The sequence below is a fragment of the Roseomonas sp. CAU 1739 genome (assembly GCF_039839775.1).
Classification (GTDB): domain Bacteria; phylum Pseudomonadota; class Alphaproteobacteria; order Acetobacterales; family Acetobacteraceae; genus Neoroseomonas.
This window is the reverse complement of record NZ_JBDOQQ010000004.1, coordinates 22,231-48,572: the sequence shown is the minus strand read 5'-3', so window position 1 is coordinate 48,572 and position 26,342 is coordinate 22,231. Positions and strand designations below refer to the sequence as shown.

Sequence of the window (26,342 nt, the reverse complement as noted above, 5' to 3'; positions counted from 1 at the left end):
CACTACAGCATGCCGGCGAAGGGCAGCACGGTGATGCGGTCGCCCGGCGCGACACCGGTGATGGCTTCGGGCAATTCGGCGAAGCCGTCGGATTCGGTCAACGAGGTCAGCAGCCCTGCTCCCTCGCGCGGGAACTTGCGCGCGCGCGTCTGGCCATCGTCGGTCGCAAGCGTCACGCGCACATATTCGCGGCGCCCCGCCTTCTTGCGATAGGTGAAGTCGGCCGTCGCCGCAAAGCGCGGCAGCGGGCGGTCCTGCGCACCCGCCAGGCGCAGCAGCAACGGTCGCGCGAGGTGCAGGAAGCACACCACCGCCGCAACCGGGTTGCCAGGCAGCCCGACCACCGGCGTGCCACCGGCCGCAAAATCCGACCCCGCCCTCGGCAAGACACCCATCGCCGCCGGCCGCCCCGGCTTCACCGCCAGGCGCCAGAACACCAGCTTGCCGCTCGCCTCGATGGCAGAGCGCACATGGTCTTCCTCGCCGGTCGAGACGCCACCGCTGGTCAGCAGCAGGTCATGGTCCCGGGCGGCGGTGGTCAGAGCGGCAGCGGTGCGGGCAGCGTCGTCGGGCACGATGCCGAGGTCGCTCGCGACGCATGGCAGGCCACCGAGCAGCGACAGCAGCGTGAAGCGATTGCTGTCGAAGGTCTGCGCCGGGGCCAAGGCGCCGCCCGGTTCGGCCAGTTCGTCGCCGGTCGAGAAGACGCCCACGCGGGGCAGCCGCCGGACCTGCAGCGTCGCCCGCCCGAGTGCGGCGGCAAGCCCGGCCTCGGCAGGGCCAATCAGCCGGCCGGCCGGCAAGGCGAGCGCGCCGGCGGCGACATCCTCGCCGGCCGGCCGCGCATTCGCGCCGCGCTTGAGGCCGGGTGGCACCAGGATGGCGGAGCCCTCGCGCGTCGCATCCTCCTGCATGACGCAGCTATCGGCGCCGGGCGGCATGGGCGCGCCGGTGAAAACCCGCGAGGCCTCCCCCGGGGCCAAGGGCCGCGCGGCACGGTGACCGGCAGCGACGCGCCCGGCCTCGACCAGCCGTGTTGGCGCATCCGGCCGCAGGTCGGCATGGCGGAAGGCCCAACCATCGACCGCGGCATTGGCGAAGGGCGGCAATGGCGTGGCGGCGACCAGGTCGTGCGCCAGGACGCGGCCTCGCGCGGCGGTCAGGGCGACGATCTCCTCACCCTCGGCCGGCGGGATGCGGGCAGCGATCAGCGCCTGCGCCTCATCCACCGACATCAGCGCGCCGCCGAAGGCGAAGCAGTCGTCGCTGAGCTGCGCCACTCAGGCCTCCTGCCGCTGCGTCCAGGCGATGCTGTCCAGCGGTTGAGCGTGGGCCATCACCAGCGCGGCGATTGCCTCGATGTCATCCAGATGCGCGCGCGGCAGGTCATAGGGTGCCGCCACATCCGAGGCGACGGCGACGATCCCCGGCATGTCCGGCCGCATCCACGGCTTGGCATTGGCGGCGCGATGCACCTCGATCTTGGGATGTGCATCGCGCTTGAAGCCCTCGACGATGATCAGGTCTGCGGGATCCATGCGTGCGACGAGTTCCGGCAGCGTCGGTTCACGGGCCGTGCGCAGTTCCGTCATCAGCGCCCAGCGCGCGCCGGAGGCGACCATGACCTGCTGCGCGCCGGCGCGGCGGTGCTCGTACGAATCCTTGCCCGGCACATCCACGTCGAAGCGGTGATGCGCGTGCTTGAGCGTGGAGACGGCCAGCCCGCGCCCGATCAGGGACGGCAACAGCTTCACCATCAAGGTCGTCTTGCCCGCCCCGCTCCATCCGGCGAGACCGATGATGCGCGTCACGTCCGCTCCCCTGAAAATGCGTCGGGCGCATGACAATCGCCATGCGCCCGCGGGTCATACCATCGGTGGGCGCCGCCGTCAGTCGGCGCCGGCGGCCTTGGCGGCATCAGGCGGCGTGGCAGCGCGACCCTTGGCCATTTCCTGCGCGACCCACAGGTTGTGATGCTGCTTGGCCCAGTTGAGATCGACCTGGCCGGTGGTCATCGCTTCCACCGCGCCATCCATGCCGACCGTGCCGATATAGATATGCGCCAGTATCACCGCGATCATCAGCACCGCAACGATGCTGTGGATGATGTGGCTGAGCTGCATGCCGTTCACGTCGGCGAAGACGAAGGGGAAGACCAGCATGTAGCCGGTCACCGCCACCGCCGCGCCGCCGAGCACGGTGATCCAGAAGATGCCCTTCTGCCCGGCGTTGAAGCGGCCGCTGTCAGGCTCGCCATGGCCGACGATGCCACCGCCCGCTTTCAGCCAGCGGATATCGGTGCCGTTCGGGATGTTGTCCTTCACCCAGATCAGCACCATCAGCACCAGACCCAGGGTGAAGGGGAAGGCCAGGAAATTGTGGCCCATCTTGCCCCAGTGGCTGACGGCGGTGAACGCCTCCGGCCCGATCAGCGGCAGCAGCACATGCCGGCCGAAGGTGAGGTTCAGCCCCGACAGCGCGAGGATGATGAAGCAGGACGCCACCATCCAGTGGTTCGCGCGCTCGAAGGTGTTGAAGCGGAGGATGGTGCGGCCCGAGCGACCACCCTCGATCGGGATGCGTCCGCGCCACAGGCGGAACACGGTCAGCAGGGCCAGCATGCCGATCACCGCGACCCCCCCCACCCAGGCAAGCGTCACGTTGTGGAATTCACGCCATTCGCGGCCCTGCGGCTGGATCAAATTAGCCGCGCGCTGGTCGGGAATGGTGATGCGGCCATGCACGGGCTCGCCGCGCAGCAGGGACTGGATCGCCAGTTCATCCGCCAGTGGCGGGGTGGCGGTGGCGCCCTGTGCGAAGGCCTGGCCAACCCCGGCGCATAGCAGCGCGGCCAGCAAGGCGAGGATGCGGATCTTCATCGCTGCGCGCTCCCTCAGATCGCGACGGTTTCGCGGTAGGCGGTGCGCCAGCCCCAGGCGCCGGAGCCATAGCCGCGCCGCTGCACGCGTTCACGGTAGATCTGGGCGATCACATCCCCATCGCCGGCGAGCAGTGCCTTGGTCGAGCACATCTCGGCGCAGAGCGGCAGCTTGCCTTCAGCCAGGCGGTTCGACCCGTACTGGATGTATTCCGCCTCGGAATTGTCGGCCTGCGGGCCGCCGGCGCAGTAGGTGCACTTGTCCATCTTGCCGCGGCTGCCGAAATTGCCGAGGCGCGGATATTGCGGCGCCCCGAACGGGCAGGCGTAGAAGCAATAGCCGCAGCCGATGCACAGGTCCTTGTCGTGCAGCACCACCGCATCGGCCGTGGTGTAGAAGCACGACACCGGGCAGACCGCCTGGCAGGGCGCATCCGTGCAGTGCATGCAGGCCATGGAAACGGAGCGTTCCCCCGGCTTGCCGTCATTGAGCGTGACGACGCGGCGGCGGTTGATGCCCCAGGGCACCTCGTTCTCGTTCTTGCAGGCGGTGACGCAGGCGTTGCATTCGATGCAGCGTTCCGAGTCGAGAAGGAACTTCATGCGGGCCATCGTCGTGTTCCTCCCTTACGCCGCGCGGATCTGACACAGGGTGACCTTGGTTTCCTGCATGAAGGTCACCGGGTCGTAGCCATAGGTCGTGATCGCATTCACGGATTCACCGAGCACGATCGGGTCGGCGCCCGGCGGATACTTGCCGCGCTGATCTTCCTGCATGAACCAGCCGGCGAAGTGGAAGGGCATGAAGGCCACGCCGGGGCCGACGCGCTCGGTCACCAGCGCCTTCATGCGGCTCGCCTTGCCCTGCGGCATCTCCGGCCCGTTCACCAGCACCCAGGACCCGTCGCGGATATTGCGCGCGCTGGCATCGCGCGGATTGATCTCGACGAACATGTCCTGCTGCAATTCCGCCAGCCAGCGGTTCGACCGCGTCTCCTCGCCGCCGCCCTCGTATTCCACCAGGCGGCCGGAGGTGAGGATGATCGGGAAGTTGGGCGCGAGGTCCTTCGCCCGGTTTTGCACCGACTGCCCCAGATGCGGCAGGCGGAAGGCGCGCCGGTCGGGCAGCGTCGGATACTGCGCGATCAGGTCGGTGCGCGGCGTGTAGATCGGTTCGCGATGCACCGGCACCGGGTCCGGCAGGTTCCAGGCATTGGCGCGCGCCTTGGCGTTGCCATAGGCCATCACGCCATGGTCCATCGTCACGCGGATGATGCCCATGGACAGGTCGGTGGCCCAGGACGCGGTCCCACCCTGGCGCTGGATGGACGCCTTCTCCTCATCGGTCAGCTGCGCGTCCCAGCCGAGCCGCGCCATCACCGCCGTGGTGAATTCCGGATACCCGTCCGTCAGTTCCGACCCCTGCGAGTAGGACCCTTCGGCGAGCAGCGTCGCGCCGTTGCGTTCGACGCCGAAGCGAGCACGGAAGGTGCCACCGCCCTGCTTCACATGCAGGTTGGTGTTGTAGAGGATGTGGGTGCCCGGATGCCGCCACTCCGGCTTGCCCCAGCATGGCCAGGGCAGGCCGTAGAAATCGCCGCGGATCTCGGCCGGCGCGTCGTCCTTCGCGCGCAGCGTCACCAGGTCGAACTTGTCCTGGTGCTGCATGTGCAGCTTCAGCCGTTCTGGCGACTGGCCGGTATAGCCGGTGGAGATGGCGCCGCGGTTGATCTCGCGCAGGATGCTCTCGGAGGTCGGCGCGTTGTCGACGATGTCCATCGTCGCGAAGACTTCCGACTGAAGGCGGAAGGTCATGTTCCGCTTCGCCGAGGCCGCGTCGATCGCGCCGCACAGGCGGTAGATCGCCTCGTAGTCGTCCTTGCTCTCGAAGATCGGCTTGACGATGCGCGCACCCCACTGGATCGAGCGGTTTGAGGAGGTGCGGCTGCCGCTCGTCTCGAACTGCGTGCAGATCGGCAGGATGTAGGTGTTGTCGCGGCGGCCCGACATCACCGCGAATGAGGTCGGATGCGGGTCGGCGATCACCAGCAGGTCGAGCTTCTCCAGCCCCTTCACCGCTTCCGGCATGCGGGTGACGGTGTTGCCGCCATGCCCGAACACCATCATGGCCTTGAGGTTGTCGCGCTGGGCGAGGCCGGTCTGTGCGTTCACCGGCATCGTCACCGCGTCGAAATACCGCGTGGTGGGGATGCCCGGCGTCTCCATCATCGCCTTGCTGTCGAAGCGGGCGACCATGCTTTCGTAGGACACGCCCCAGACGCGCGACCAGTGCCGCCAGGCATTCTCGTCGAGCCCGTAATAGGCGGGCAGCGAGGTGACATCGAGGCCGAAATCCGTCGCGCCCTGCACGTTGCAATGGCCACGGAAGATGTTCGCCCCGGTGCCTTCCTTGCCGACATTGCCTGTCGCCAGCAGCAGGATGGAATAGGCGCGCACATTGGCAGTGCCGACCGTCTTCTGCGTCGCACCCATGCACCAGATCAGCGTCGAGGGCTTCTGCGTGGCGAAGGTCTCGGCAACCTTGCGCATCTGCGCCTCGGGCACGCCGCAGACGCGCTCGACCTCGGCCGGCGGCCACTTCGCAACCTCGGCGCGGACGTCATCCATGCCGTAGACGCGCTGGCGGATGAAGTCCTTGTCCTCCCAGTTGTTCTGGAAGATGTGCCACAGCAAGCCCCAGATGATCGGGATGTCGGTGCCCGGGCGGATGCGCACATATTCGGTCGCATGCGCGGCCGTGCGCGTGAAGCGCGGGTCGATGACGATCAGGTTGGCGCGATTCATCTCCTTGCCGGAGAGAACGTGCTGCAGCGAGACCGGATGCGCCTCCGCCGGATTGCCGCCCATGATGATCATGGTCTTGGCATTGCGGATGTCGTTGTAGGAATTCGTCATCGCGCCGTAGCCCCAGGTGTTGGCCACACCCGCGACGGTGGTCGAATGACAAATGCGCGCCTGGTGGTCGACGCTGTTGGTGCCCCAGAAGGCCGCGAGCTTGCGGAACAGGTAGGAGCCTTCGTTCGAGAACTTGGCGCTGCCAAGCCAGAACACGCTGTCGGGGCCGGAAGCCTGGCGCACCGCCATCAGCTTGTCGCCAATCTCGGTCAGCGCGGCATCCCAGGACATGCGCTGCCACTGGCCATTGACCAGCTTCATCGGATACTTGGTGCGCCGGTCGCCGTGCACCAACTCGCGCACCGAAGCGCCCTTGGCGCAATGCGTGCCGCGGTTGATCGGGCTGTCCCAGGATGGCTCCTGGCCGACCCAGACGCCGTTCTGCACCTCGGCCGTCACCGTGCAGCCGACCGAGCAATGGGTGCAGATGTTCTTGATGCGCGTCACCGGCTCGGCATGGTTCACCGGCCCCGCCACGGCGGGGCGCACCGTGGTCAGCGGAATCGCGCCGAGCGCGGACAGCCCGACGCCGGTGACACCCGCCTGCTTGAGGAAGGCGCGGCGGTCGAGCCCACCGGAGGACAACCCGGCATAGGCCGCGGCGAGGCGCTGCTTGCCGGCGCGCGCTTCGGAACGCTTGATCAGCATGGGGTCTCGCTCCCTCTCAGCCGCCGTAGCGGTTGGTGCGATAGAAGGCCTGCACGTCGGCGGCATTCGCCTGGTAGCGCGCCTTGGTGCGCTCGCCCTCGTTCTCCTTGCGGGCAAGGCCGGGCGGCACGGTATCGGCGCGCTGCGGGTCATAGGTGCCGGCAGCCTCGACGCTGCCGGCGGCGGCCGCCGCTGCAACACCACCCAGGCCCAAGGTGCGGAGAAAGCCGCGACGCTCGGCCACGGTCTCGTCGTTCTTGCTCATCTCAACCTGCCTCCCAACCATGTCATGCCGGCAGCCCGTTGGCCGCCTGCTCGATCTCGATGGCGGTGCGGCCCAGCCGCCCGACGGCGCGGTAGAATCGCGCCGCCTCTGCCTTTTCGAGATCGGTGAAGAACCGGCCCGCCCAAGGCCGGATATGCGTGTCGAAGAAGGCCTCGGCCGCCGCCGGCCCGCCGTCGAAGCTGCCCGAGAGCAGGCCGGCATAGACCTCGCAGACCGTGGCGATGTGGTCTTCCGGCTCGGCGATGCCTTCGGCGCGCTCCAGCCCCAGCTTGGCGAGCGCACCACGCAGTTCGGCAAGCGGGCGTTCGTGCAGAAAGCCGGTGATGTAGTAGGACGCGAAGGGCAGCAGTTCGCCCCGCCCGAGGCCGATGAACAGGTCGTGGAATTCGCGCTCGGACGAGACGCTGTCGGACACGGCGGCGGCCTGCGCCAGCGCGCCGTACCCCTGCCCCAACGCGCTGCGGTCGCCGCGCAGCGCGGCCAGGGCCTCAAGCAGCCTGGCATCCGGCGCCGCGACCAGAAGGCGCCCCAGCAGGGCGAACAGCCGCGCGCGCTCGGTCGTCAAGATGTCGATCTGCGTGTCTGCGACCGCTTGTGCGGGCATTCCGCAGGCGCTCCCCAGCGTTGATTTCCGACCAAATTACTCCGAATCAGACCGGCAAAACAACTCCATGAAAACATTACGCTTTATTGCGAATAATTCTTAACTCGGCAGAGCGGAACCATGCCGGCGGGTGGCTGATGAGGCGGGGGCGGCGGGTTCGGGCGTGGCCACGTCGGACAGCATCACGGGCGTCGATGGCGCTGCTTCCTCAGTCGGCGCTTCCGGCGGTGCTTCGATGATGCTCGTGTCGGGTGCAGGCAGCTCGGCGGCGTCCTCCGCCGGGGTCCCGAAGGCCTGGGCCAGCATCTCCCGGATGTTGCCGGGTAGGTCCAGCGACGCACCCGGCACGCCATCCGGCGCGTTGTAGTCCCAGGCATAATCGGCCGGACCGATGAAATCGCGGATGGCGGGGTCGAGCGTCCAGGCCTTGCGCAGCGCGGCACGCTGCAAGGCCGCCGGCACTTCCTTGCGCAGGAAGGCGGCGATGTCGCTGTCGATCGTCAGGCTGTCGATCGGTGGCAGGGTCGTGATGTCGAAGTGCGGTTCCTGCGGCACCTCCGACACCGGGGCGGCCTCCGGCACGACGGCAGCCGGCGGTTCCGGCGGTGGCAGCCCGGCCTCGACGGCGCGCTTACGGCGCGACCAGCGGGAGAGGAAGCCTTCCTCGCTCATCGTCCCTCCAGGCGAGACCGGGTGCCGAGCGCCTCGGTGTCCGCGCGGTCGCGCTTGCGCTTGTGAAACTCGCGCTGCTTGTGATGCTCGGCGACGAAGCGTTCGACGACCAAGCGCAGACCGGGCGGCAGGGGCAGGGATTCCAGCATGTCCGATCCGGATTCGGCATAGAGCTGCGCCTCCCCCGCATCGACCGTGACGGTCTGCAGCCGGTATCCGGGCGCCTGTTCCACCGGCCGCAGCACCACCCAGATGCGCGGCGTCTCCTGCTGCAGGTTGTGGATGTAGTTGTCGGTGTCGGTCGGGTGCAGCGCCACCTCGGCCGTCCCCGCGAAGAACAGGGTGCGTCCGGCATCCTCCCGCAACACGGTCCAGGCGGCGATGTCGGGCGCGTCCTCCAGCACTTCCCGCGCGGCCCAGGCATGTTCTGCCCATTGTGTGACGCCGGGTCGGCGTTCCGCCACCACGCCGACAAGGATGCGGATGGTGCCCGGGACTTCCAGCGTCATGCCGCTTCCTCCCGTGCCTTGAGCGGCAGCCCGGCGACGAGGTTCTGCGGCTTCATGCGCAGCCGGTTCGCCGCATCCATCGCCAGCGCCAGATAGACGGGCCGCCCCGCGACGCGCGGCAGCACGCGCGACGCATCGGCGAAGTCCAGCACGCCGAGCCAGAGGATCCGCGCCAGCCGTTCCTGCCGAACCTTCCTGCCCTGCCACAGGTCGTTGGCGATCGCGCTCGCCTCGGCATCCAGGCCGACATGCCAGGTCCAGTTGGCATCCTCGATCACGGGCACGGGGCGGATCGTCACCGCCTCGCCGAACAGGTGGCGGATGAAGCGTTCCAGCGCGCGGGCGATGCCGCGCTGGCCGTCGCGCCCCTCGACGATGTCGAGCGCGAAGTCATGCGCGTCCGACCGTCCATGATAGAGATGCGCATTGGCGTCGCCTAGCACGTCGAGTTCGACCTCTCGCGGCGGCGCGCCGGCTTCCACGAGCAATTGCCCGAGCGCGCCGAAGCCACCATCCCGGCCGCGCATCTCCACGACCTCCTCATCAGCCAGCAGCATCGCGCCCTGGTGGATGGCCACGCGCTGGGTGCGGAACAGCAATTCGGCGGCGCGCAGGGCGAAGGGATCGCCCTCCCCTTCCAAGGCCGCGCGCGCGACGAGATGCGTCAGCATCTGCAGCAGGATCGGCGGCATGCCCGACACGCCGTCGCGATACAGCGCGATCCAGGCGGCTTCGAGCGACGGCTCGGTCGCGACACGATCGCGGAAACCAAGGAAACGCCCGAAATTCTCGCGCGCATCGGCATCGGCCAGCGCCGCGAGGCGCGCCGGCGCCACCGCCTGCGCCGGATCGTCCATCAGCGCGGCGTGCAGCGCGCGTTCCGCGTCGCAGGCTTCCTCGGGTGGGATGAGTTCCGGCCGCGCCAGGAAGGCACGCCACAGATCCGCCGTCGCCGCCAGCCGGCCGTGCTCCGCGGCGTCGCACAGGTGATGGCCGGAGGCCACCCAGAAATCACCGGGGGAGAGACCGTGCGTCACGACCCGTGCCTCGCCATCCGCGCGAGGTCAGGATGGATCGGCGCTTCCTCCTCGCCTTCGACGGAAATTGCGGCGAAGACCGGCAAGGTCTCGAAGGCGCGGTGATCCTGCGGGCGTTCGTGCAGGGTGCGGAAGCGTTCGCGCACGTCACCGCCTTCTGCGCTGCGGGTCAGCGCGACCAGCGTTCCGGGCGGGTGGTCGCAAAGGGTTTCGGCGAAGGCGATCTCCTCCTCGGCGGCGGCGCGGGCGGCGGCATCGTCGGGTGCGCCATGGTCGCTGCGGATATGCGCGGCCAGCGCCGCGACGGCCGCCTCGCGCTGCGTGGCACTGGCCGCGACGATTTCGACCAGCGTGGACCAGCCGAAGGAGGACAAGCCCAGAAAGCCGGCACGGAAGGCCTGGCGGCGCCGTCCGTCCAGCGCGGTGACATCGTCATCCCAGAAGCAGAAGCCACCCGGCACCGCCCATTCGCCGGGCTCGGCTGCGCGCGGAAACACCAGCGCATCCGATCGGTCGAGCCGGATGGTGCGCAGCAGCCGCATCATGCCGTGACCCCCTGCGCCAGTGCCATCCGTTCCCGCTGGCCGTCGCGCTGGATCACGAGGTCCCCCGTTGCTGGATCGATGCCGCGCTGCGCCCCTTCGGCGAGCCCCGGATCAAGCCGCGCCAAATAGCGTTCCGCAACCGCCCTGAAGCCGGCCGCCTGCCATTCTGCCAGGTTCGCCATCAGATGCCGCGCCCAGGCCGCGGTGAGTTCGGCCGGGGTGGTGTCATCATAGCCTTCCTCGAACAGGGTGGTGCGGTCCGGCGTGCGGCCGGGTTCGGCATCGGCGGGCGCGGCGAAGGCCAATTCGATACCGACGACCAGCCAGTCCGGCACCGCATCCTCCGCACAGTCAGGCGGGGCGGCGAGGCGCGCCAGGCCGACCACGCCGCCATTCACCCGGATCGTCGCCGGCCAGTCGAAGGTCAGCGGCTGTTCCGGGGGGCCGAAGCCCGCCAGCGCATCGACCGCCGCGCACAGCGCCGCCAGCAGAGCCGGGCGCGCGGCGGCCAATGTCTGTTCGGGTTCCAGCACCACCGCCGCTTCCACCCGCGCCCAGGACCGCACCCAGGCGAGCGTGCCCGCGCCGTGGTCGGGCGCCATAGCCACCGCGCGCGCCATTGCATCCCCGCCCTCGCGCAGGGCGACAATGGGGGTGAAGACGCTCGGCAACTCGGGCAGGCCCTCGGACAATGGCGTTCCCTCGCAAGGTGGTTGTCCTGGGCATATATGCTCACAGCGCCTTCGGTCCAGCAGGGGCGCGCCGGGGGGACTTCGGGTCGATGAGTGGAACGGATGGGCGCATCGCCCTGGTGTGCAGTTGCGAAGACACCATGCGCCTCGATGAACGCGCCATCGCGCGCGGCTGCGGCGCCGAATTGCGCACGGCCGAACAACTCTGCATGGCCCAGCTCGATCGTTTCATGGCGGCACTCGGCACCGGCCGGCCGCTGACGGTCGCCTGCACCGCGCAGGCCCCGCTGTTCGCGCAGGAGGCCGAGCAGGCCGGCGCCGCCACGCCCACCTTCGTCAACATCCGCGAGCAGGCCGGCTGGTCCGCCGAGGGGCGCGCCGCCGGGCCGAAGATGGCCGCCCTGCTCGCCGCCGCCGCCGAGCCGATGCCGCCCACGCCGCTGGTGCCGCTGGAAAGCCGGGGCGTGACGCTGGTGCTCGGCCGCGACGCGGTGGCGCTGGACGCCGCGACGCGGCTGCAGGATCGGCTGGACCTGACCGTGCTGCTGACCGGGGCCGAGGATGTGCAGCCCGCCCACGCCGCACCCTTCCCGGTGATGCAGGGGCGCGCGCGCGCCGCCACCGGCTGGCTCGGCGCCTTCGAGGTCACGGTGGATGGCGCCGCCCTGCCGCGCCCCTCCTCCCGCGCGCGCTACGACTGGGGCCCGAGCAAGGACGGCGCGACCAGCCGCGCGGACATCCTCCTCGACCTGACCGGCAACCCGCCGCTGTTCCCGGCGCATGAGGTCCGCCAGGGCTATCTGCGCGCCGACCCGGCCGACGCCGCCGCGGTGGAACGCGCCATCGCCGCCGCCGGCGATCTGGTCGGCACCTTCGACAAGCCGCGCTTCATCGCCTTCGAGGGCGGCCTGTGCGCGCATGCCCGCAACAAACAGCACGGCTGCACGCGCTGCATCGACCTATGCCCGACCGGGGCGATCACCTCAGGGACCGGACCGCTCAAGGACCAGGTGGTGATCAGCGCGGAAATCTGCGCCGGCTGCGGCGCCTGCGCGGCGGTGTGCCCGACCGGCGCGGCGACCTATGCGCTGCCGCCGCCGGCGGCCTTGGCGAACCGGCTGCGTCGCCTGCTGCTCACCTACCGGGAGGCGGGCGGCCAGGCGCCGGTGCTGCTGGTCCATGACGCGGCACAGGGCGAACCGATGCTCGATGCTCTCGCCCGTCATGGCGACGGGCTGCCCGCCCGCGTGCTGCCGCTGCAGGTGAATGAGCCGACATCGCTCGACCTTTCGCTGATCGCCGGCGCCGTCGCCTGGGGGGCGAGCGCCGTGCGGGTGCTCCTGCCGGGGCGGCGGACGCATGGCGCCGAGGGCCTGTTCCGCAATCTTGAAACCGCGAACGCCGCGCTGGCCGGCCTGGGGCTGGACCACGCCACGCCGCGCGCCGCGGCGATCGAAACGGATGATCCCTTCAGCCTCGGCGAGGCTCTGGCCGCCCTGCCGCGCGCACCCTTCGCCTTCGCGCCTGCCACCCACCAGGCGATCGGCACGCCACGGGAGATGGCGCTGCAGGCCCTGCGCGCCCTGCGCGACGTGGCTGGGTCGGTGGTCGAGACCGTGACGCTGCCGGCCCTCGCGCCTTTTGGCGTCGCGCGCGTTGATACGGCGGGCTGCACGCTGTGCCTCGCCTGCACCTCGGTCTGCCCGACCTCGGCCTTCACCGCCAATCCCGAGACGCCGCAGCTGCGCTTCCTCGAGGATGCCTGCGTGCAATGCGGGTTGTGCGCCGCGACCTGCCCGGAGAAGGTCATCACGCTGGAGCCCCGCTTGAACTTCTCCGCCGCCGCCGCATCGCCGCAGGTGGTGAAGGAGGAAGAGCCGGCCGCCTGCCCGCGCTGCGGCAAGCTGTTCGGCACGAAGGCCTCGATTGCGCGGGTGAAGGCCAAGCTGTCGGCGCATTGGATGTTCGCCGATCCGGCACGGGCGGCGATCCTCGACTTCTGCGAGGACTGCCGGATTACCGAAGCGACGACGGCGCGCATCGATCCCTATGCCGGACCCGCGCGGCCGGTGACGAAGACGACCGAGGATTACCTGCGCGAGGCGGAACGGAAGCGGCGCGAGGAGCAGTGAGCGCGCCTGGCACCGCCTATGTCGAGCCGGACTGGCAGGATTGGCGCGCCCTGCTCGCCGCCTGGCCGGAGGGCGAGGCGGCGATCACCGCATTGGACAGCATCGACGCCTTCGGCCGGCTCGCGGCCCATGCGCCGCTTCTTGTCGGCACCTTTCCCCTGGGCCTGGCGCTGCCGGGCAGCGACCTCGACATCGCCTGCCACATGCCCGATCCGGTAGCGGCCGGTGCCGTGATTCGGCGTGCCTTCGGAACGCATGGCGCGGCCAGCGACCGGCTGTTCCTGCGCGATGGCGTGCCCACACTGGTGTACGGCTTCGAGGCGGAGGGCCATGCCATCGAGATCTTCGGCCAGCCCGTCGCGCCCCGGGAACAATTCGGCCACCGGCACCTGCGGGCGGAGCATGTCCTGCTGTGGCGCCATGGCGAGGCGCTGCGCGCCGCGGTGCGCGACCTGAAGCAGGGCGGGATGAAGACCGAACCGGCCTTCGCCGCGGCGATCGGATTGCCGGCCGGCGACGCCTATCGCCTGGTGCTGGACCATGCGGATGCCGTGGCGGCGCAGGCCGGGCTGGCGCTGCGGTTCTGACGGCCGCCGCCGGGTCGGTCGCGAACGTCAATTCTGAAAATTCTTGTCGTTGCCGCTTTCGCTGATCCCGCCGGCACAGTCCGATGGCCTGATCACGGACAAACCATTCCAAACCTGCAGGAATGCCACCACCGAGGCGGCACCGTCAGTTGCGCGGCAGCCGCGCGAGGCTCGGCGCATCAGGGTTCTGCGCGCGGTGCCGCAGCAGGTGGTCCGCCAGCACGATCGCCAGCATCGCCTCCCCGACCGGGACGGCGCGTATGCCGACACAGGGGTCGTGGCGGCCCTTGGTCTGCACCTCCACCTCACGCCCCTGGCGATCCACCGCGGCGCGCGGGGTCAGGATGGAGCTGGTCGGCTTCACCGCGAAGCGCGCGACGATCGGCTGGCCGGTGCTGATGCCGCCCAGGATCCCGCCGGCATGGTTGGACTGGAAGGCCACCGTGCCGTCCGGGTTCATCCGCATCTCGTCGGCATTGTCCGCGCCGGTCAGGGCGGCGGCGCCGAAGCCGTCGCCGATCTCGACGCCCTTCACGGCGTTGATCGACATCAGCGCGCCGGCCAGGTCGGCGTCGAGCTTGCCGTAGATCGGCGCGCCGAGGCCGGGCGGGATGCCCTCGGCAACGACTTCGATGACGGCGCCGACGGAATTGCCGGATTTGCGGAGGTCGAGCAGCCGTTCCTCCCACCGCGTCGCCGCGGCGCGGTCGGGGCAGAAGAAGGCGTTGTCGTCCACCGCCGCCCAGTCCCAGGCGGCCGGATCGACCCAATCACCGCCAATCGAGACGAGCGCGCCACGGATGCGCACATCCGGGCCAAGCACCTTGCGGGCGACCGCGCCGGCGGCGACGCGCATCGCCGTCTCCCGCGCTGACGACCGGCCGCCGCCGCGATAGTCGCGGATGCCGTATTTCAGCTCATAGGTGACATCGGCATGGCCGGGGCGGAAGCGTTCGGCGATCTCGGAATAATCCTTCGATCGCTGGTCGGTGTTGTCGATGTGCAGCGCGATCGGGGTGCCGGTGGTCTGGCCCTCGAAGACGCCGGACAGGATGCGGACCTGGTCGGCTTCCTGGCGCTGGGTGACGAATTTCGACTGGCCCGGCCGGCGCTTGTCCAGGAAGGGCTGGATGTCGGCCTCGGTCAGGGCAAGGCGCGGCGGGGCGCCATCCACGACGCAGCCGATGGCCGGGCCGTGGGATTCGCCCCAGGTGGTGACGCGGAACAGGTGGCCGAAGGTGTTGTGGGACATGGCGGTCGGCACTTAAAGCAGAATGACGACGCGCGGGAGGGGCCCCGCGCCGGCCGGTTCATGATGCGGCGGCGCCCCGGATCGCCCGGACCGCCACGGCGACGGCCTCCTGCGGGCCGAGGCTGCTGTCACGGACGAGGCTGCGCCAGGCGGCGAAGCCGAGCATGAGGCGCAGCATCGCGTGCTGCGCCGGGTCGAGCCCGGTGCCGAGCGATTCGTCCCACCGCCGCATCGACGGGCCGAGGCGCAACTCCGCGACCTCCCGCGTCAGGGCGTGGAATTCGGCATCCCGCAGCACGCAGGCGGCGAGTTGTTCGTTGCGGCGGTACCAGCCGTAAACCGCACCGAGCCCGGCCTGCAGCCGGTCCGGGCCATCGGGCCAGGCGGCGGGTTCGGGCGGCGGGTCGCGTTCCGTCGCGAGGCCCGAGCAGGCCAGGAACAGGCTCCGTTCGTCCGGGAAATGGGCATAGAGCGTGTGGCGTTGAACGCCAGCGCGCTCGGCGACCATGCTCAGCGTGGTGCGTGCCGGGCCGAGGCTGCCATGCAGGTCGACCGCGGCCTCGACGATCCGCAGCCGGGTTTCCGCCTGGCGTTCGGCGCGGCGCTTCAGGGCATAGGGCCGGGGCATGTGATTTTCATTACACAGAACTGTGCATTCAATGTTGATCGCGGAAGCATTTTGAGAGAACACTATCGTGTAGTCAATTATGCTGCGCCGATCCCGCCACGGATGGCCGTGCGGGCCGGCACCCAGGACGCCAGGAGGACATCATGGAAGCCAAGGTCGCCGAAATCGCGGAGGGCATCTTCCGCCTCTCCGTCCATGTGCCGGACATCGCGCCGCCGGCCGGGTTCACCTTCAACCACTTCCTGCTGCGCGGGGAGGAGCCGCTGCTGTTCCATACCGGGCTTCGGCGGATGTTCCCGATCGTCCGCGACGCCGTCGCCCGGCTGATTCCGCCCGAGACGCTGCGCTGGATCGCCTTCGGCCATTACGAGGCCGATGAATGCGGCGCGATGAACGAATGGCTGTCCGTGGCGCCGAAGGCCCAGGTGGCGCATGGCCAGACCGGCTGCATGGTGTCGCTGAACGACACGGCCGACCGGACGCCACGCGTCCTTGAGGACGGCGCGCGGATCGAACTAGGGCGCGGGCTCGGCGTCCGCTACCTCGACACGCCGCACATTCCGCACGGCTGGGATGCCGGCGTGCTGCTGGAGGAACGTACGGGAACGCTGCTGTGCGGCGACCTGTTCACGCAGCTCGGCGACGGGCCGGCACTGACACAGGGCGACATCGTCGGTCCCGCCATCGCGGCCGAGGACCTGTTCCGCTTCTCCAGCCTGAACCCCGGCATGGGGGCCACGATCCGGCGGCTCGCTGGGCTCGCTCCGGGCAGGCTCGCGCTGATGCACGGGCCAACCTTCGAGGGGGATGGTACGGCGGCGCTACGCGGGCTGGCCGATGATTATGATCGGCGGGTCCGGACAGTCATGGCGGATGTCCCTTTGGCCGCGCCCGTCGCGGCATAGCACCCTCGACGTCCGGTTCGGACTCGTCCACGGCGACACCACCGGGCGTGGGGCCCCGGCGGGCCGCCCACGCATTCCGGGCCGGCTGGCCGATCAGCGATCGACCCGAGGCGCGCCGCGATAGGTGCAGACAGCCAGGATGCCCGGTTCCTGCCCTGGCGCTTGGCTGGAACCGGGTGCCAGGGCCTCGATGGTGCGTTCGATCAGGATCGGGCGGGTCATGTCGCAGTAGCGCGCGGCGAGGCCGCCGACCGGCAGGCCGACATCGGTGCGGAAAACGACGACATCACCGGCACGACAGCGGATGCGCAGGCGTTCCTCGGCCTCCTCCTCGCTGACGCGCATGGCTTCGGGGCCGGTGACGCGGATGGCGACCCAGCAGCGGCCCTCATCGCCGGGCTGGGCCCGAACCGAGACGGCCGCCAGTGCACCCAACACGGCCATGCAGGCCGTGACGAGGCCGAGCCTCACCCCTTCTCGACCGTGATGTCCGGCGCGTCCGGGTTCTTCATGCCTACGATGTGGTAACCGGAATCGACGTGGTGGACTTCCCCGGTCACGCCGGCCGCGAGTTCGGACAGCAGGTACAGCCCCGACCCGCCCACTTCCTCTATCGTCACGTTCCGCCGCAGCGGCGAATTGTACTGGTTCCAGCGCAGGATGTAGCGGAAGTCGCCGATCCCGCTCGCCGCCAGGGTCTTGATCGGCCCGGCCGAGATCGCATTCACCCGAATGCCGCGCTCGCCGAGATCGGTCGCCATGTAGCGGACGCTTGCCTCCAGCGCGGCCTTGGCGACACCCATCACGTTATAATGCGGCGTGACACGTTCGGCCCCGAGATAGGACAGGGTCAGCATTGACCCGCCTTCAGACATCAGCGCGGCCGCGCGTTGGCCGACCGCGACGAAGGAGAAGCAGGAGATGTCCATTGCCTGAAGGAAGGCCGCCCGCGGCGTGTCGAGGTAGCGTCCGCGCAGGAACTGCTTGTCGGCATAGCCGATGGCATGGACCAGGAAGTCGATCTTTCCCCAGGCCTTGCCGATGGCCGAGAAGGCGGCATCGATGCTGGCATCGTCGGCGACGTCGCACGGCAGCACCAGGGTGGACCCGATGCTGTCGGCCAGCGGGCGGACGCGCTTTTCCAACGCATCCCCCTGGTAGGTGAAGGCGATTTCCCCGCCCTGGGCGGCGATCGCCCGCGCGATGCCCCAGGCAATCGAGCGGTCATTCGCCACGCCCATGATAATGCCGCGCTTGCCCTGCATCAGGGTGCCGGTGGCGATCCGGGGCTCTGGCGCGGCGTCATTCATCACTTCTTGGGCCCGTCCGATTTCTGGCAGGGGTCGGTGGTGCCATGGCGTCGGGGCAGGAGCAAGAGGTTCCCGCCCCCTTGCAGGTTCGGGCTCCGGGCCGATACAGGCAGTGTCCGTCACAGCCGGCCCCTGCGTGCCGCCATGGCCCTCATCCGGCCAGGTGGCGCGGGCGCGGCGGTGCCGGGCTCGGGGGGCACCCATCGGCGCCGCCTCAAACGGTCTGCGAGGAGTGCCCGCATGGACGGCAGCGCCACCACCGACGACCCGATCGCCCTGTTCGAGGCCTGGATGGCCGAGGCGGCGAAATCGGAACCGAACGACCCCAATGCGGTCTGCCTGGCGACGTCCACGCCGGATGGCTTCCCATCCGCCCGGATGGTGCTGCTCAAGGGTGTCGATGCGCGGGGCTTCGTCTTCTACACCAACCTCGAAAGCCGCAAGGGCGGGGAACTCGCGGCCAATCCGCAGGTGGCGCTGTGCTTCCATTGGAAATCGCTGGCCCGGTCGGTACGCGTCGAAGGCGCGGTGGAAGCGGTCAGCGATGCCGAGGCCGATGCCTACTACGCCTCGCGCGCGCGGACCTCGCGGCTGGGGGCCTGGGCATCGAAGCAGTCGCGGCCGCTTGAATCGCGCTTCGCGCTGGAAAAGGCGGTGGCGGAATACGGGCTGCGATACGCGATCGGGGAGATCCCGCGCCCACCCTTCTGGTCGGGGTTCCGGGTGCTGCCGAGGCGGATCGAATTGTGGCGCGACATGCCGTTCCGGCTGCATGAACGGCGGGTGTTCCACCGGGCGGGCGACGCCTGGCGCGTGGAGACGCTGTATCCGTGACAGGGGCGGGGCGCCGCCCCTCCGGGCCTCCAGGCCGAAGGGCATGGGCCACCTGGAATGCCGACCTTTGGCCCTCGGCACCGACGTCCCAAGGCCGCCTTGTGCCCTGGGCGGCTTCTGCGGTCGGCGACAGGGCGACTGCCCAGCACCGGGTGCTGGCTTCCAAAGGCCGCCAGGCCGTGTGTGAGGTAGCGTCGAGACAGCGGCGGCACCGCTCCGCGAAGCACGTTTCAGCGCCATGCGGGCGCCCGAGGGGCAGTGCCCCTCGATGATCCCGGACACGCAGGCCGAGACCGCCGCCTTCCTCACCCGCCGCTGCGGTGCAGCACCCGTGGAGACGCATATCTCCGCCGTCTTCGTCGGCGCGGATACCGCATGGAAGATGAAGAAGGCGGTGGCACTCGGCTTCCTCGACTTCACGCGCATCGAGGATCGCGAGCGCTTCTGCCGGCGCGAACTCGTACTGAACCAGCCACATGCGCCGGGCCTTTATCGCGATGTCGTGCCGATCACGCGCGGCCCGGACGGCGGATTGCGCGAAGGCGGCGAAGGGCCGCCGGTCGAATGGGTGCTGCGCATGGCGCCGATCGCGCCAGGGGATTTCCTCGATCGCGTCGCGCCGGATGCCGCACTGCTCGATGCCGTGGCCGATGCCGTGGCGGCGATGCATGCGGCGGCGGGGCGCGCGACGGTCGACACGCCTGCGGTGATGGCGGCGATACTCGACGGCAATGTGCCCTCAGCACTGCGGGCCGGCATGCCGGCGGCGCGCATCGAGGCCTGGGCGGCCGCGACACGGACGGAGTTGGCGCGCATCGCCCCCGCTCTCGCCGCACGCGGTGCGCAGGGATTCGTCCGCCGCTGCCATGGCGACCTGCATCTGGGCAATCTGTGCCTATGGCAGGGCCGGCCGACACTGTTCGACGCGCTGGAATTCGACGAGGCGCTGGCGCGCATCGATGTCGGCTACGACCTGGCCTTCCTGCTGATGGACCTGGATCTGCGCCATGGCCGCGCGGCCGCGAACAGGGTGCTGAACCGGTATGTGGCGCGCACGGGCGATGCGGGGATCGTCGTGGGCCTGCCCTTCTGGCTGTCGATGCGCGCCATGATCCGCGCCCATGTCGAGGCCGCGCGAGGGCGAGACTGGCACGCGCTGCTGGCGGCGGCCGAGGCACATCTGCGCCCGGCCCCGGCGCGACTGGTGGCGATTGGCGGCCTGCAGGGCACCGGAAAATCCTCGCTCGCGCGCGCGCTGGCCCCGACGCTCGGCCGCTGCCCCGGCGCGTTGGTGCTGCGCACGGATGAGGCGCGCAAGCGCCGCTTCGGCCTGGCCCCGGAACAGCGCCTGCCGGGAGAGGCGTATGAGGAAAGCGTAAGCCGCGCCGTGCATGCGGAGGTCTTCGCCATGGCCGCGGCGGCGCTCGCCGGCGGCCAGGCCGTGGAACTGGATGCCGTATTCCTCGACCCCGCACAGCGGGCAGCGGCCGAAGCGGTAGCGCGCACAGCCCGCCTAGCCTTCGACGGGATCTGGCTGGAGGCGCCGCTCGATGTGCTGCGCGCACGCATTGCGGGGCGCCGGGGCGATGCATCGGATGCGACGGAGGCGGTGCTGCTGCGCGCCGCCGCAGTCGATCCCGGCCCGATCACCTGGCATCGCGTGGCCGCGGATGACCACGCCGTCACCCATGCACGCGCAACCCTTGGCATGGACCCTGGTTCCATGTGCTAGTGTGCTATCTCGACTGGCGACGAACGCAGCGAGGAAGGGGAGCTTCTCATCATGGCCTATCGCCGGCTGCTGCTGCCGCTGACGGGGACCGCCGCCGGAGAGGCGGCGCTTGCCACCGCGCTGATCGCCGCGCGCGTCTGGTCCGCCCATGTGCATTGCCTGCATGTCCGCGTCGATGCGCGCGACGTCGCACCGCTGGCCGGCGAAGGCCTTTCGGGCGCGATGATCGAGGAAATGATGGCCGCGACCGAACGCGAGAGCGGCGAGCGCGCCGATCGCGTGAAGTCGCTGTTCGACAAGTTCACCTCGGGCCTCGGCGGCGTCACGCTGGCCGACAACCCCGACACCGCGGCGAAGACCGGCGGACCGACGCTGTCCTTCGAATCGATGCCGGGGCGCGAGGAGGACATCGTCGCCCAGCAGTCGCGCCTCTACGACATGGCGGTCGTGCCGCACCCCGAAGCCGGCGAGGACGTGTCGTCCTCCGACGCGCTGCACGCGATATTGTTCGATTCAGGCAGGCCGGTGCTGATCGCCCCGCGCGTCGCCCCGGTCGACATCGGCACTCGGGTCTGCGTGGCGTGGAACGGCACGGCGGAAAGCGCGGCAGCCGTCGCCGCCGCGCTGCCCTGGCTGCACAAGGCGCAGGCGGTGCAGATCCTGTGCGCCGACGAATACCAGCGGCGGGGTCCGAAGGCCGAAGGGCTGCAGGCCTATCTGCGCTGGCATTCCATCGCGGCCGAGATCGTGCCGTTCAAGCCCCAGACGCGCGATGTCGGCGCGGGGCTGCTGGGGGCGGCACGCGATTTCCGTGCCGACCTGCTGACCATGGGTGCGTATTCGCATTCGCGGCTGCGCCAGCTGATCCTGGGCGGGGTGACGCGGCATGTGCTGGAAAATGCCGAGATCCCGGTGATGATGTGCCGGTGAGTACACAAGGCTCGCCGGGTTCGGTGGGTATCTGACGGGCCTGGCGCCGCCGCGCCGGGCCGCGACGCGCCCTTGGCTACGGCATAACGGCGGCCAAGCCTGACGGGCGTGAGAATACGTCCGACAATTCCCTGCCCGGCAGGGCTTCGACGATGCCGGCACCGCAGACGTGATCGGCAATACCGCCCGCGATCATCGCCGCCAATGGTCGCCATCACCGGCCACCGGTGGCGCGCGGCCTGGCAGAAGGCCATCTTCCGTCTCGAACAGAAGCCCGCCACGGCGGGCGCAGCGAGAGGGAAGCACTCCCATGATCGACATCCGTCCCTTCGGCAGCCTGGGCAAGGCGAATTTCGGCTGGCTCAACGCCAACCATCACTTCTCCTTCGGCCATTACCGCGATGAGTCCCGCGACCAATGGGGCCGGCTGCGTGTGTGGAACGACGATGAAATCGCGCCGGGCAAGGGCTTCGACCCGCATCCGCACCGTGACATGGAGATCATCACCTATGTCCGCGAAGGGGCCATCACCCACAGGGACAACCTTGGCAATGAAGGCCGCACCGAAGCGGGTGACGTGCAGGTCATGAGTGCAGGCACCGGCGTCGTGCATGCCGAGTACAATCTGGAACCGGGGAAGACGACGCTGTTCCAGATCTGGATCATGCCCGACCGTCGCGGCGTGAAGCCGTCCTGGGGGGCGAAGCAGTTCCCGAAGGAGAAGCGCGAAGCCGGGTTCGAGGTGCTCGCGTCCGGACGTACCGGCGATGCCGGGCAGGGTGCGCTGCCGATCAACGTCGACGGCGCGGTGATGGCGGCGACCCTGAAGAAGGGACAGACGCTCGTGCAGCCCCTCGCCCAGGGTCGCGCCGCCTATCTGGTGCCGGCCAAGGGCGCGGTGACGGTGAATGGCGCCGCCGCGCAGGCACGCGACGGCATCGCCATCCGCGACGAGACCGCGGTGACCATCACCGCGACCGAGGATGCGGAACTGGTCATGGTGGAAGTCGCCGCCGACTGACCAGGCTGCATCGGTGGGGCCGGGGGCGGAAATGCAAGCCCCCGGCATCCAGGCGCGGTGCCGATCGGCTGAGGGTCACGGAATACCTGGGCCGGTTCACGCCCCGGCACCCGCGCAAGGCGATCCACGCCGAGCGATGCCTTGACCACCGCATGCAGCAGCGGAGTCCCATCGGCCGTCGGTTCCGCGCCGGCCAACTGCGTGACCGCAACGCGCCGGAAACGTCTTCTACGGCTTCGAAAGCAAGGGGCAGCGAGGCGCAGCCCGGCGGGATGACGCGCTTCTACACCTACGTCGCGCAGGAGTAGCCTTCCCCGACACACGGAGGATACGCACCATGCCGACGTTGCCCGACGGCACGCCCATCCCACCCCTTGGCCAGGGCACCTGGCACATGGGGGAGAATGCCCGCGCCCGCGCCGCCGAGGTCGATGCGCTGCGGCTCGGCCTCGACCTCGGCATGACGCTGATCGACACTGCGGAAATGTATGGCGAGGGTGGTGCCGAGGAGGTGGTGGGCGAGGCCATCGCCGGGCGGCGCGACGGCGTGTTCCTCGTCTCGAAGGTCTATCCGCACAATGCATCGCGTCGCGGCGCGGTTGCTGCCTGCGAGCGCAGCCTGAAGCGCATGCGTGTCGAGACCGTCGACCTGTACCTGCTGCACTGGCGCGGATCGGTGCCGCTGGCGGACACCGTGGAAGCCTTCGAGGCATTGCGCCGCGCCGGCAAGATCCGCCACTGGGGCGTGTCCAACTGCGATGTGGACGACCTCGAAGAACTCGGCGCGGCGCTCGCGGAATGCGCGACGGACCAGGTGCTCTACAGCCTGGAGCATCGCGGCGTGGAATTCGACCTGCTGCCCTTCTGCGCGCAGCGACGCATGCCGGTGATGGCCTACTCGCCGGTCGGCCAGGGCGGTCGGATGCTGCGGCACAAGGCGCTGGCCGAGGTCGCGTCGCGCCATGGCGCGACGCCGGCGCAGATCGCGATTGCCTGGACGCTGCGTGATGGCAATGTGATCAGCATCCCCAAGGCAGCCGATCCGGCGCATGTGCGGGCGAATGCGGCCGCGCGCGACATCACGCTGACGAAGGATGACCTCGTGACGCTGGATGCCGGCTTCACGCCGCCAGTGCGCAAGCGCGGCCTCGCGATGCTGTAGGAGATGGGGCGGCGCCCCTGCAAGCCACGCGGTCGGCGGATTGCAGGGGGCCGCATTCACGGCCGCGGCATCAGTGGATGACTCGTGCCGCCGGTACCGGCCCCGTCGGTCGTCGCCTATGGCAGGGCCGGCAGCGCGCTGCTTCCGGCAAAACTGCCCGGCGACGACCAGTAGCGCGCGAGTGCAAGGGCGCGGTCGACCTGCACACGTGTCACCGTGATCCCCGAAGAGCCGGAACTGAAGATCGAGAACGGCACATCCTCGGTCGCCTCGGGCGCATAGGGGTGCATCCCGCCCAGCGACGCGGCGGCGGCGCGGATCATCGATATCTGTGCTGCGCGCATCGGATCGGTGTCGGCGGCATGATCGTCACCGGCCACGATCGCCGAAAGGGTGCGGATCGTGCGGTCCCGCGGCATGGTGCCGCCGCTGCGCGAGGCACCTGAAAACCGCGCGCTGAACATGTCGTGCAGGTCGCCGACATAGGCCTCGTAGGTGACGCGCCGATAGGGACCGATGCCGTCGGGGTGGACGTGCCGGTCGCTGCCGCCGCGCGCCGCGAGCGAATCCGGCGCATGGCCGGCGACGGGCGCGTACATCGCCCCGCCGCTGCGGTCGCGATGGGCGTAACTGTCGCCGAAGACGTGCAACGCGACGCCGAACTCGAAGGTGTTGCGGACCGGGTCGATGCCCATGACGATGGCACGACGTGCCGCCGTCTCGGTTGCCGACGATCCACCGGTGAGCGCGTGCAACCCTTGCTGGACGTCGAGCGAGGAACGGTAGGGAGCGACGGGATCACGCGGTTCGCGCCGCGCCCGCATCATCCCGCCTGGTATGCCGACGGAATCCGCGATGCCGTTGTTGATCGTGACCAGCATTTCCTCGACCTGGCCGACCGTATTTTCGTAAAGCCAGTCGCCGACGCCGCCGCCGGTCACCGCGGTTCCGGCGATGGCGTAGCCGGCACGCACCGCGTCGAGTTCCGAGATCTCGTCGGGCAACTGGCAATAAAAGGCGACCTGGCGGGCCAGTGGATCGCGCACGCCGCAGGCGAGCAGCACGAAATAGACCGTGTAGTAGTGCCCGGCCTCCTCCCAGCAGGCGGGGTCCCGCGGGTCGAGGGCGACACGCGGGCGGAAGCCCTGGCCGGCCAGGGCGGCACGGGCGGCGGCATGGGCCTCGGCCTCGGCGGCGCGCCGGTCACCGGCCGGGCCGGGCAGGCGCTGCTGCATCAGGCGCTGCTGCATCAGATGCGCCACTTCATGCGCCAGCACGGCCGGCAGCAGCGGTGCCGTCACCGGACCGAGGAAGATGTCCCGTGCGCCAAGCGCGCAGGCGATCCCACCCGCCTCGGCGGCGAGGCGCGCCGCGGCCGGGCCGCGATGCAGGCGGACATGGCTGAGGTCGCAGCCGAAGCTGGCTTGCAGCCGCCGCAGCAGCGGCCGCGGCAAGGTGGTGCGATGGTTCGTGTTGGAATGCGACCGGGGACTAGGCATGGCACCGAAGATTACAGGGTGCGGCAGCAGCCGGACAACGGGGCGATGCACCGCGCTGTGACACGTTTCACGGCGCGGACACCAAGGCGCCGTTCATGCCCGTTCACCCAGCGCGCATCCCATTCTGCCTTCCGGCTGGGACCGGCCTACCGGAACACCGGCACGGCGCCGTCATCCGAATTGTCGGGCATCGGCACTTCGATGCGTACCGTGGACGGATCCACTCCCGTGCCGCGGTCGATCCAGTAGGTCACGCTTTCCGGCCAGGCGATGACGATGATCACCAGCAGCAGCTGCAGGCACAGCCAGGGCACCGCGCCCCAGTAGATGTCGCGGCTCAGCACTTCCTTGGGGGCGATGCCGCGCAGGTAGAACAGCGCGAAGCCGAAGGGCGGGTGCATGAAGGATGTCTGCATGTTGATGCACAGCAGGACGCCGAACCACACCAGGTCGATGTCGAGCTTGGTCGCCACCGGCACCAGCAGCGGGATGACGATGAAGGCGATCTCGAAGAAGTCGAGGAAGAAGGCCAGGAAGAAGACGAAGACGTTGACGAACACCAGGAAGCCGGTCTGCCCGCCGGGCAGGTGCGACAGCAGATGCTCGATCCAGTGGCTGCCATCCACGCCCTGGAACACCAGGGAGAATACCGTCGCGCCGATCAGGATGAAGATGACCATGGCAGTGATGCGCATGGTGTTGGACATCGCCTCGCGCAGCAGCTTCCAGCTGAAGCGGCCATTGATCATGGCGAGGACCACCGCGCCGACCGCGCCCATCGCGCCGGCTTCCGTCGGCGTGGCCAGGCCCATGAAGATGGTGCCGAGCACGAGGAAGATCAGCACGATCGAAGGCACCATGCCCTTCAGCACGCGCCACCACAGCGCCCAGCCGCGCGTGCCCAGCGCCTCATCCGGCAGGGGCGGCACCTTGTGCGGGGCGAAGATCGACACGCCGGCGATGAAGGCGATGAACAGGAAGATCTGCAGGAAGGACGGGCCGATCGCGCCGGCATACATGTCGCCGACCGACTTGCCGAGCTGGTCGCCCAGCACGATCAGCACCAGAGATGGCGGGATCACCTGGGTGATGGTGCCCGATGCCGCGATCACGCCAGTCGCGATCCGCATGTCGTAGCCGTAGCGCATCATGATGGGCAGGGAGATCATGCCCATGGCGATGACGGATGCCGCCACCGTGCCCGTGATCGCCCCCAACACCGCGCCCACCAGGATGACCGCATAGGCGAGCCCGCCGGGGATCTTGCCGAACAGCTGCCCGGTGCCTTCCAGCAGATCCTCGGCCAACCCGCATCGTTCCAGGATCGCGCCCATCAGCGTGAAGAACGGGATCGACAGCAGCAGATCGTTCGACAGGATGCCGAAGACGCGCAGCGGCAGGTTGCCCAGATAGGCGGTGGTGAAGAAGCCCATCTCGATCGAGATGAAGCCGAAGAACAGCCCGACCGCCGACAGCGAGAACGCCACCGGGAAGCCCATCAGCAGGAACACCACCAGCCCGCCGAACATCAGCGGCGGCATGATCTCGAGGCTCAGCATGGGA

General features: G+C 69.4%; 26 protein-coding genes. 8 read left to right on the top strand and 18 right to left on the bottom strand.

Translation table 11 applies throughout. From position 1 onward, the window contains the following. Window positions 1–2: 2 nt before the first annotated feature. From glp to AAFN86_RS08660, 12 genes are all read right to left on the bottom strand, one after another. Window positions 3–1,280, bottom strand: coding sequence for a gephyrin-like molybdotransferase Glp (gene glp / locus AAFN86_RS08715; RefSeq protein WP_347542909.1), 1,278 nt, complete (start codon window positions 1,278–1,280; stop codon window positions 3–5). After that, window positions 1,281–1,811 (bottom strand): molybdopterin-guanine dinucleotide biosynthesis protein B, encoded by a 531-nt coding sequence (gene mobB / locus AAFN86_RS08710; RefSeq protein WP_347542908.1) that lies wholly within the window; start codon window positions 1,809–1,811, stop codon window positions 1,281–1,283. It abuts the gene before it with no gap. Window positions 1,812–1,889: 78 nt separating this feature from the next. Next, window positions 1,890–2,879, bottom strand: coding sequence for a formate dehydrogenase subunit gamma (locus AAFN86_RS08705; protein WP_347542907.1), 990 nt, complete (start codon window positions 2,877–2,879; stop codon window positions 1,890–1,892). A gap of 14 nt (window positions 2,880–2,893) precedes the next feature. Beyond that, a complete protein-coding gene (gene fdh3B / locus AAFN86_RS08700; RefSeq protein WP_347542906.1) occupies window positions 2,894–3,490 on the bottom strand; it encodes a formate dehydrogenase FDH3 subunit beta in 597 nt (198 codons plus the stop codon). A 15-nt stretch (window positions 3,491–3,505) separates the two neighbouring features. Continuing rightward, a complete protein-coding gene (locus tag AAFN86_RS08695) occupies window positions 3,506–6,442 on the bottom strand; it encodes a formate dehydrogenase subunit alpha (protein ID WP_347542905.1) in 2,937 nt (978 codons plus the stop codon). Window positions 6,443–6,458: 16 nt separating this feature from the next. Next, window positions 6,459–6,707 carry a twin-arginine translocation signal domain-containing protein gene (locus AAFN86_RS08690; RefSeq protein ID WP_347542904.1) on the bottom strand — a complete coding sequence of 83 codons (249 nt, stop codon included), beginning with the start codon at window positions 6,705–6,707 and terminating at the stop codon, window positions 6,459–6,461. Between the two features lie 22 nt (window positions 6,708–6,729). Continuing rightward, window positions 6,730–7,332, bottom strand: coding sequence for a molecular chaperone TorD family protein (locus tag AAFN86_RS08685; RefSeq protein WP_347542903.1), 603 nt, complete (start codon window positions 7,330–7,332; stop codon window positions 6,730–6,732). Between the two features lie 99 nt (window positions 7,333–7,431). Then, a complete protein-coding gene (locus AAFN86_RS08680; RefSeq protein ID WP_347542902.1) occupies window positions 7,432–8,004 on the bottom strand; it encodes a DUF3306 domain-containing protein in 573 nt (190 codons plus the stop codon). Beyond that, complete coding sequence (locus tag AAFN86_RS08675; RefSeq protein ID WP_347542901.1) at window positions 8,001–8,513, bottom strand: DUF3305 domain-containing protein; 513 nt, start codon at window positions 8,511–8,513, stop codon at window positions 8,001–8,003. Before AAFN86_RS08675 ends, AAFN86_RS08680 begins: the two co-directional genes overlap by 4 nt. Next, entirely contained in the window at window positions 8,510–9,550 is a 1,041-nt protein-coding gene (locus AAFN86_RS08670; RefSeq protein ID WP_347542900.1) for a DUF6352 family protein, read from the bottom strand. Before AAFN86_RS08670 ends, AAFN86_RS08675 begins: the two co-directional genes overlap by 4 nt. Further along, on the bottom strand, window positions 9,547–10,095 hold the full coding sequence (locus AAFN86_RS08665) for a DUF6505 family protein (RefSeq protein WP_347542899.1): 549 nt from the start codon (window positions 10,093–10,095) through the stop codon (window positions 9,547–9,549). Before AAFN86_RS08665 ends, AAFN86_RS08670 begins: the two co-directional genes overlap by 4 nt. Next, a complete protein-coding gene (locus tag AAFN86_RS08660; protein ID WP_347542898.1) occupies window positions 10,092–10,787 on the bottom strand; it encodes a biotin/lipoate--protein ligase family protein in 696 nt (231 codons plus the stop codon). The genes AAFN86_RS08665 and AAFN86_RS08660 overlap by 4 nt, the downstream gene beginning before the upstream one ends. An 89-nt stretch (window positions 10,788–10,876) precedes the next feature. Here AAFN86_RS08660 and AAFN86_RS08655 point away from each other — a divergent pair, with 89 nt between their 5' ends. After that, on the top strand, window positions 10,877–12,919 hold the full coding sequence (locus tag AAFN86_RS08655) for a 4Fe-4S dicluster domain-containing protein (protein ID WP_347542897.1): 2,043 nt from the start codon (window positions 10,877–10,879) through the stop codon (window positions 12,917–12,919). Then, window positions 12,916–13,506: a DUF4269 domain-containing protein gene (locus tag AAFN86_RS08650; RefSeq protein WP_347542896.1), complete on the top strand. Its 591-nt coding sequence runs from the start codon at window positions 12,916–12,918 to the stop codon at window positions 13,504–13,506. Before AAFN86_RS08655 ends, AAFN86_RS08650 begins: the two co-directional genes overlap by 4 nt. 145 nt (window positions 13,507–13,651) lie before the next feature. Here AAFN86_RS08650 and aroC read toward each other — a convergent pair whose 3' ends face one another. After that, window positions 13,652–14,758 carry a chorismate synthase gene (aroC, locus tag AAFN86_RS08645; RefSeq protein WP_347542895.1) on the bottom strand — a complete coding sequence of 369 codons (1,107 nt, stop codon included), beginning with the start codon at window positions 14,756–14,758 and terminating at the stop codon, window positions 13,652–13,654. A gap of 58 nt (window positions 14,759–14,816) precedes the next feature. Next, on the bottom strand, window positions 14,817–15,386 hold the full coding sequence (locus AAFN86_RS08640) for a helix-turn-helix domain-containing protein (protein WP_347542894.1): 570 nt from the start codon (window positions 15,384–15,386) through the stop codon (window positions 14,817–14,819). 143 nt (window positions 15,387–15,529) lie between these two features. On the opposite strand from AAFN86_RS08640, the gene AAFN86_RS08635 reads away from it, so the two are divergent. Continuing rightward, the gene (locus tag AAFN86_RS08635) at window positions 15,530–16,291 is read left to right on the top strand and encodes an MBL fold metallo-hydrolase (RefSeq protein ID WP_347542893.1); all 762 of its coding nucleotides are present in this window, start codon (window positions 15,530–15,532) and stop codon (window positions 16,289–16,291) included. 93 nt (window positions 16,292–16,384) lie between these two features. Here the strand turns inward: AAFN86_RS08635 and AAFN86_RS08630 are convergent, their stop codons facing one another. Next, window positions 16,385–16,762, bottom strand: coding sequence for a hypothetical protein (locus tag AAFN86_RS08630; RefSeq protein WP_347542892.1), 378 nt, complete (start codon window positions 16,760–16,762; stop codon window positions 16,385–16,387). After that, a complete protein-coding gene (gene fabI, locus AAFN86_RS08625; protein ID WP_347542891.1) occupies window positions 16,759–17,601 on the bottom strand; it encodes an enoyl-ACP reductase FabI in 843 nt (280 codons plus the stop codon). The genes AAFN86_RS08630 and fabI overlap by 4 nt, the downstream gene beginning before the upstream one ends. 144 nt (window positions 17,602–17,745) lie before the next feature. Here fabI and pdxH point away from each other — a divergent pair, with 144 nt between their 5' ends. The 5 genes from pdxH (at window position 17,746) to AAFN86_RS08600 (ending at window position 23,280) form a co-directional block, all read left to right on the top strand. Further along, window positions 17,746–18,435 carry a pyridoxamine 5'-phosphate oxidase gene (gene pdxH / locus AAFN86_RS08620; RefSeq protein ID WP_347542890.1) on the top strand — a complete coding sequence of 230 codons (690 nt, stop codon included), beginning with the start codon at window positions 17,746–17,748 and terminating at the stop codon, window positions 18,433–18,435. Between the two features lie 268 nt (window positions 18,436–18,703). Further along, a complete protein-coding gene (locus AAFN86_RS08615) occupies window positions 18,704–20,167 on the top strand; it encodes an AAA family ATPase (RefSeq protein WP_347542889.1) in 1,464 nt (487 codons plus the stop codon). A gap of 51 nt (window positions 20,168–20,218) precedes the next feature. Then, the gene (locus AAFN86_RS08610; RefSeq protein WP_347542888.1) at window positions 20,219–21,097 is read left to right on the top strand and encodes a universal stress protein; all 879 of its coding nucleotides are present in this window, start codon (window positions 20,219–20,221) and stop codon (window positions 21,095–21,097) included. A gap of 310 nt (window positions 21,098–21,407) precedes the next feature. Beyond that, the gene (locus tag AAFN86_RS08605; protein ID WP_347542887.1) at window positions 21,408–22,118 is read left to right on the top strand and encodes a pirin family protein; all 711 of its coding nucleotides are present in this window, start codon (window positions 21,408–21,410) and stop codon (window positions 22,116–22,118) included. Window positions 22,119–22,446: 328 nt separating this feature from the next. Beyond that, window positions 22,447–23,280 carry an aldo/keto reductase gene (locus AAFN86_RS08600; RefSeq protein ID WP_408906595.1) on the top strand — a complete coding sequence of 278 codons (834 nt, stop codon included), beginning with the start codon at window positions 22,447–22,449 and terminating at the stop codon, window positions 23,278–23,280. Between the two features lie 116 nt (window positions 23,281–23,396). Here the strand turns inward: AAFN86_RS08600 and AAFN86_RS08595 are convergent, their stop codons facing one another. Next, complete coding sequence (locus AAFN86_RS08595; RefSeq protein WP_347542885.1) at window positions 23,397–24,734, bottom strand: DUF4157 domain-containing protein; 1,338 nt, start codon at window positions 24,732–24,734, stop codon at window positions 23,397–23,399. A gap of 191 nt (window positions 24,735–24,925) precedes the next feature. After that, the gene (locus AAFN86_RS08590) at window positions 24,926–26,338 is read right to left on the bottom strand and encodes a TRAP transporter large permease subunit (protein WP_347542884.1); all 1,413 of its coding nucleotides are present in this window, start codon (window positions 26,336–26,338) and stop codon (window positions 24,926–24,928) included. Window positions 26,339–26,342: the final 4 nt, after the last annotated feature.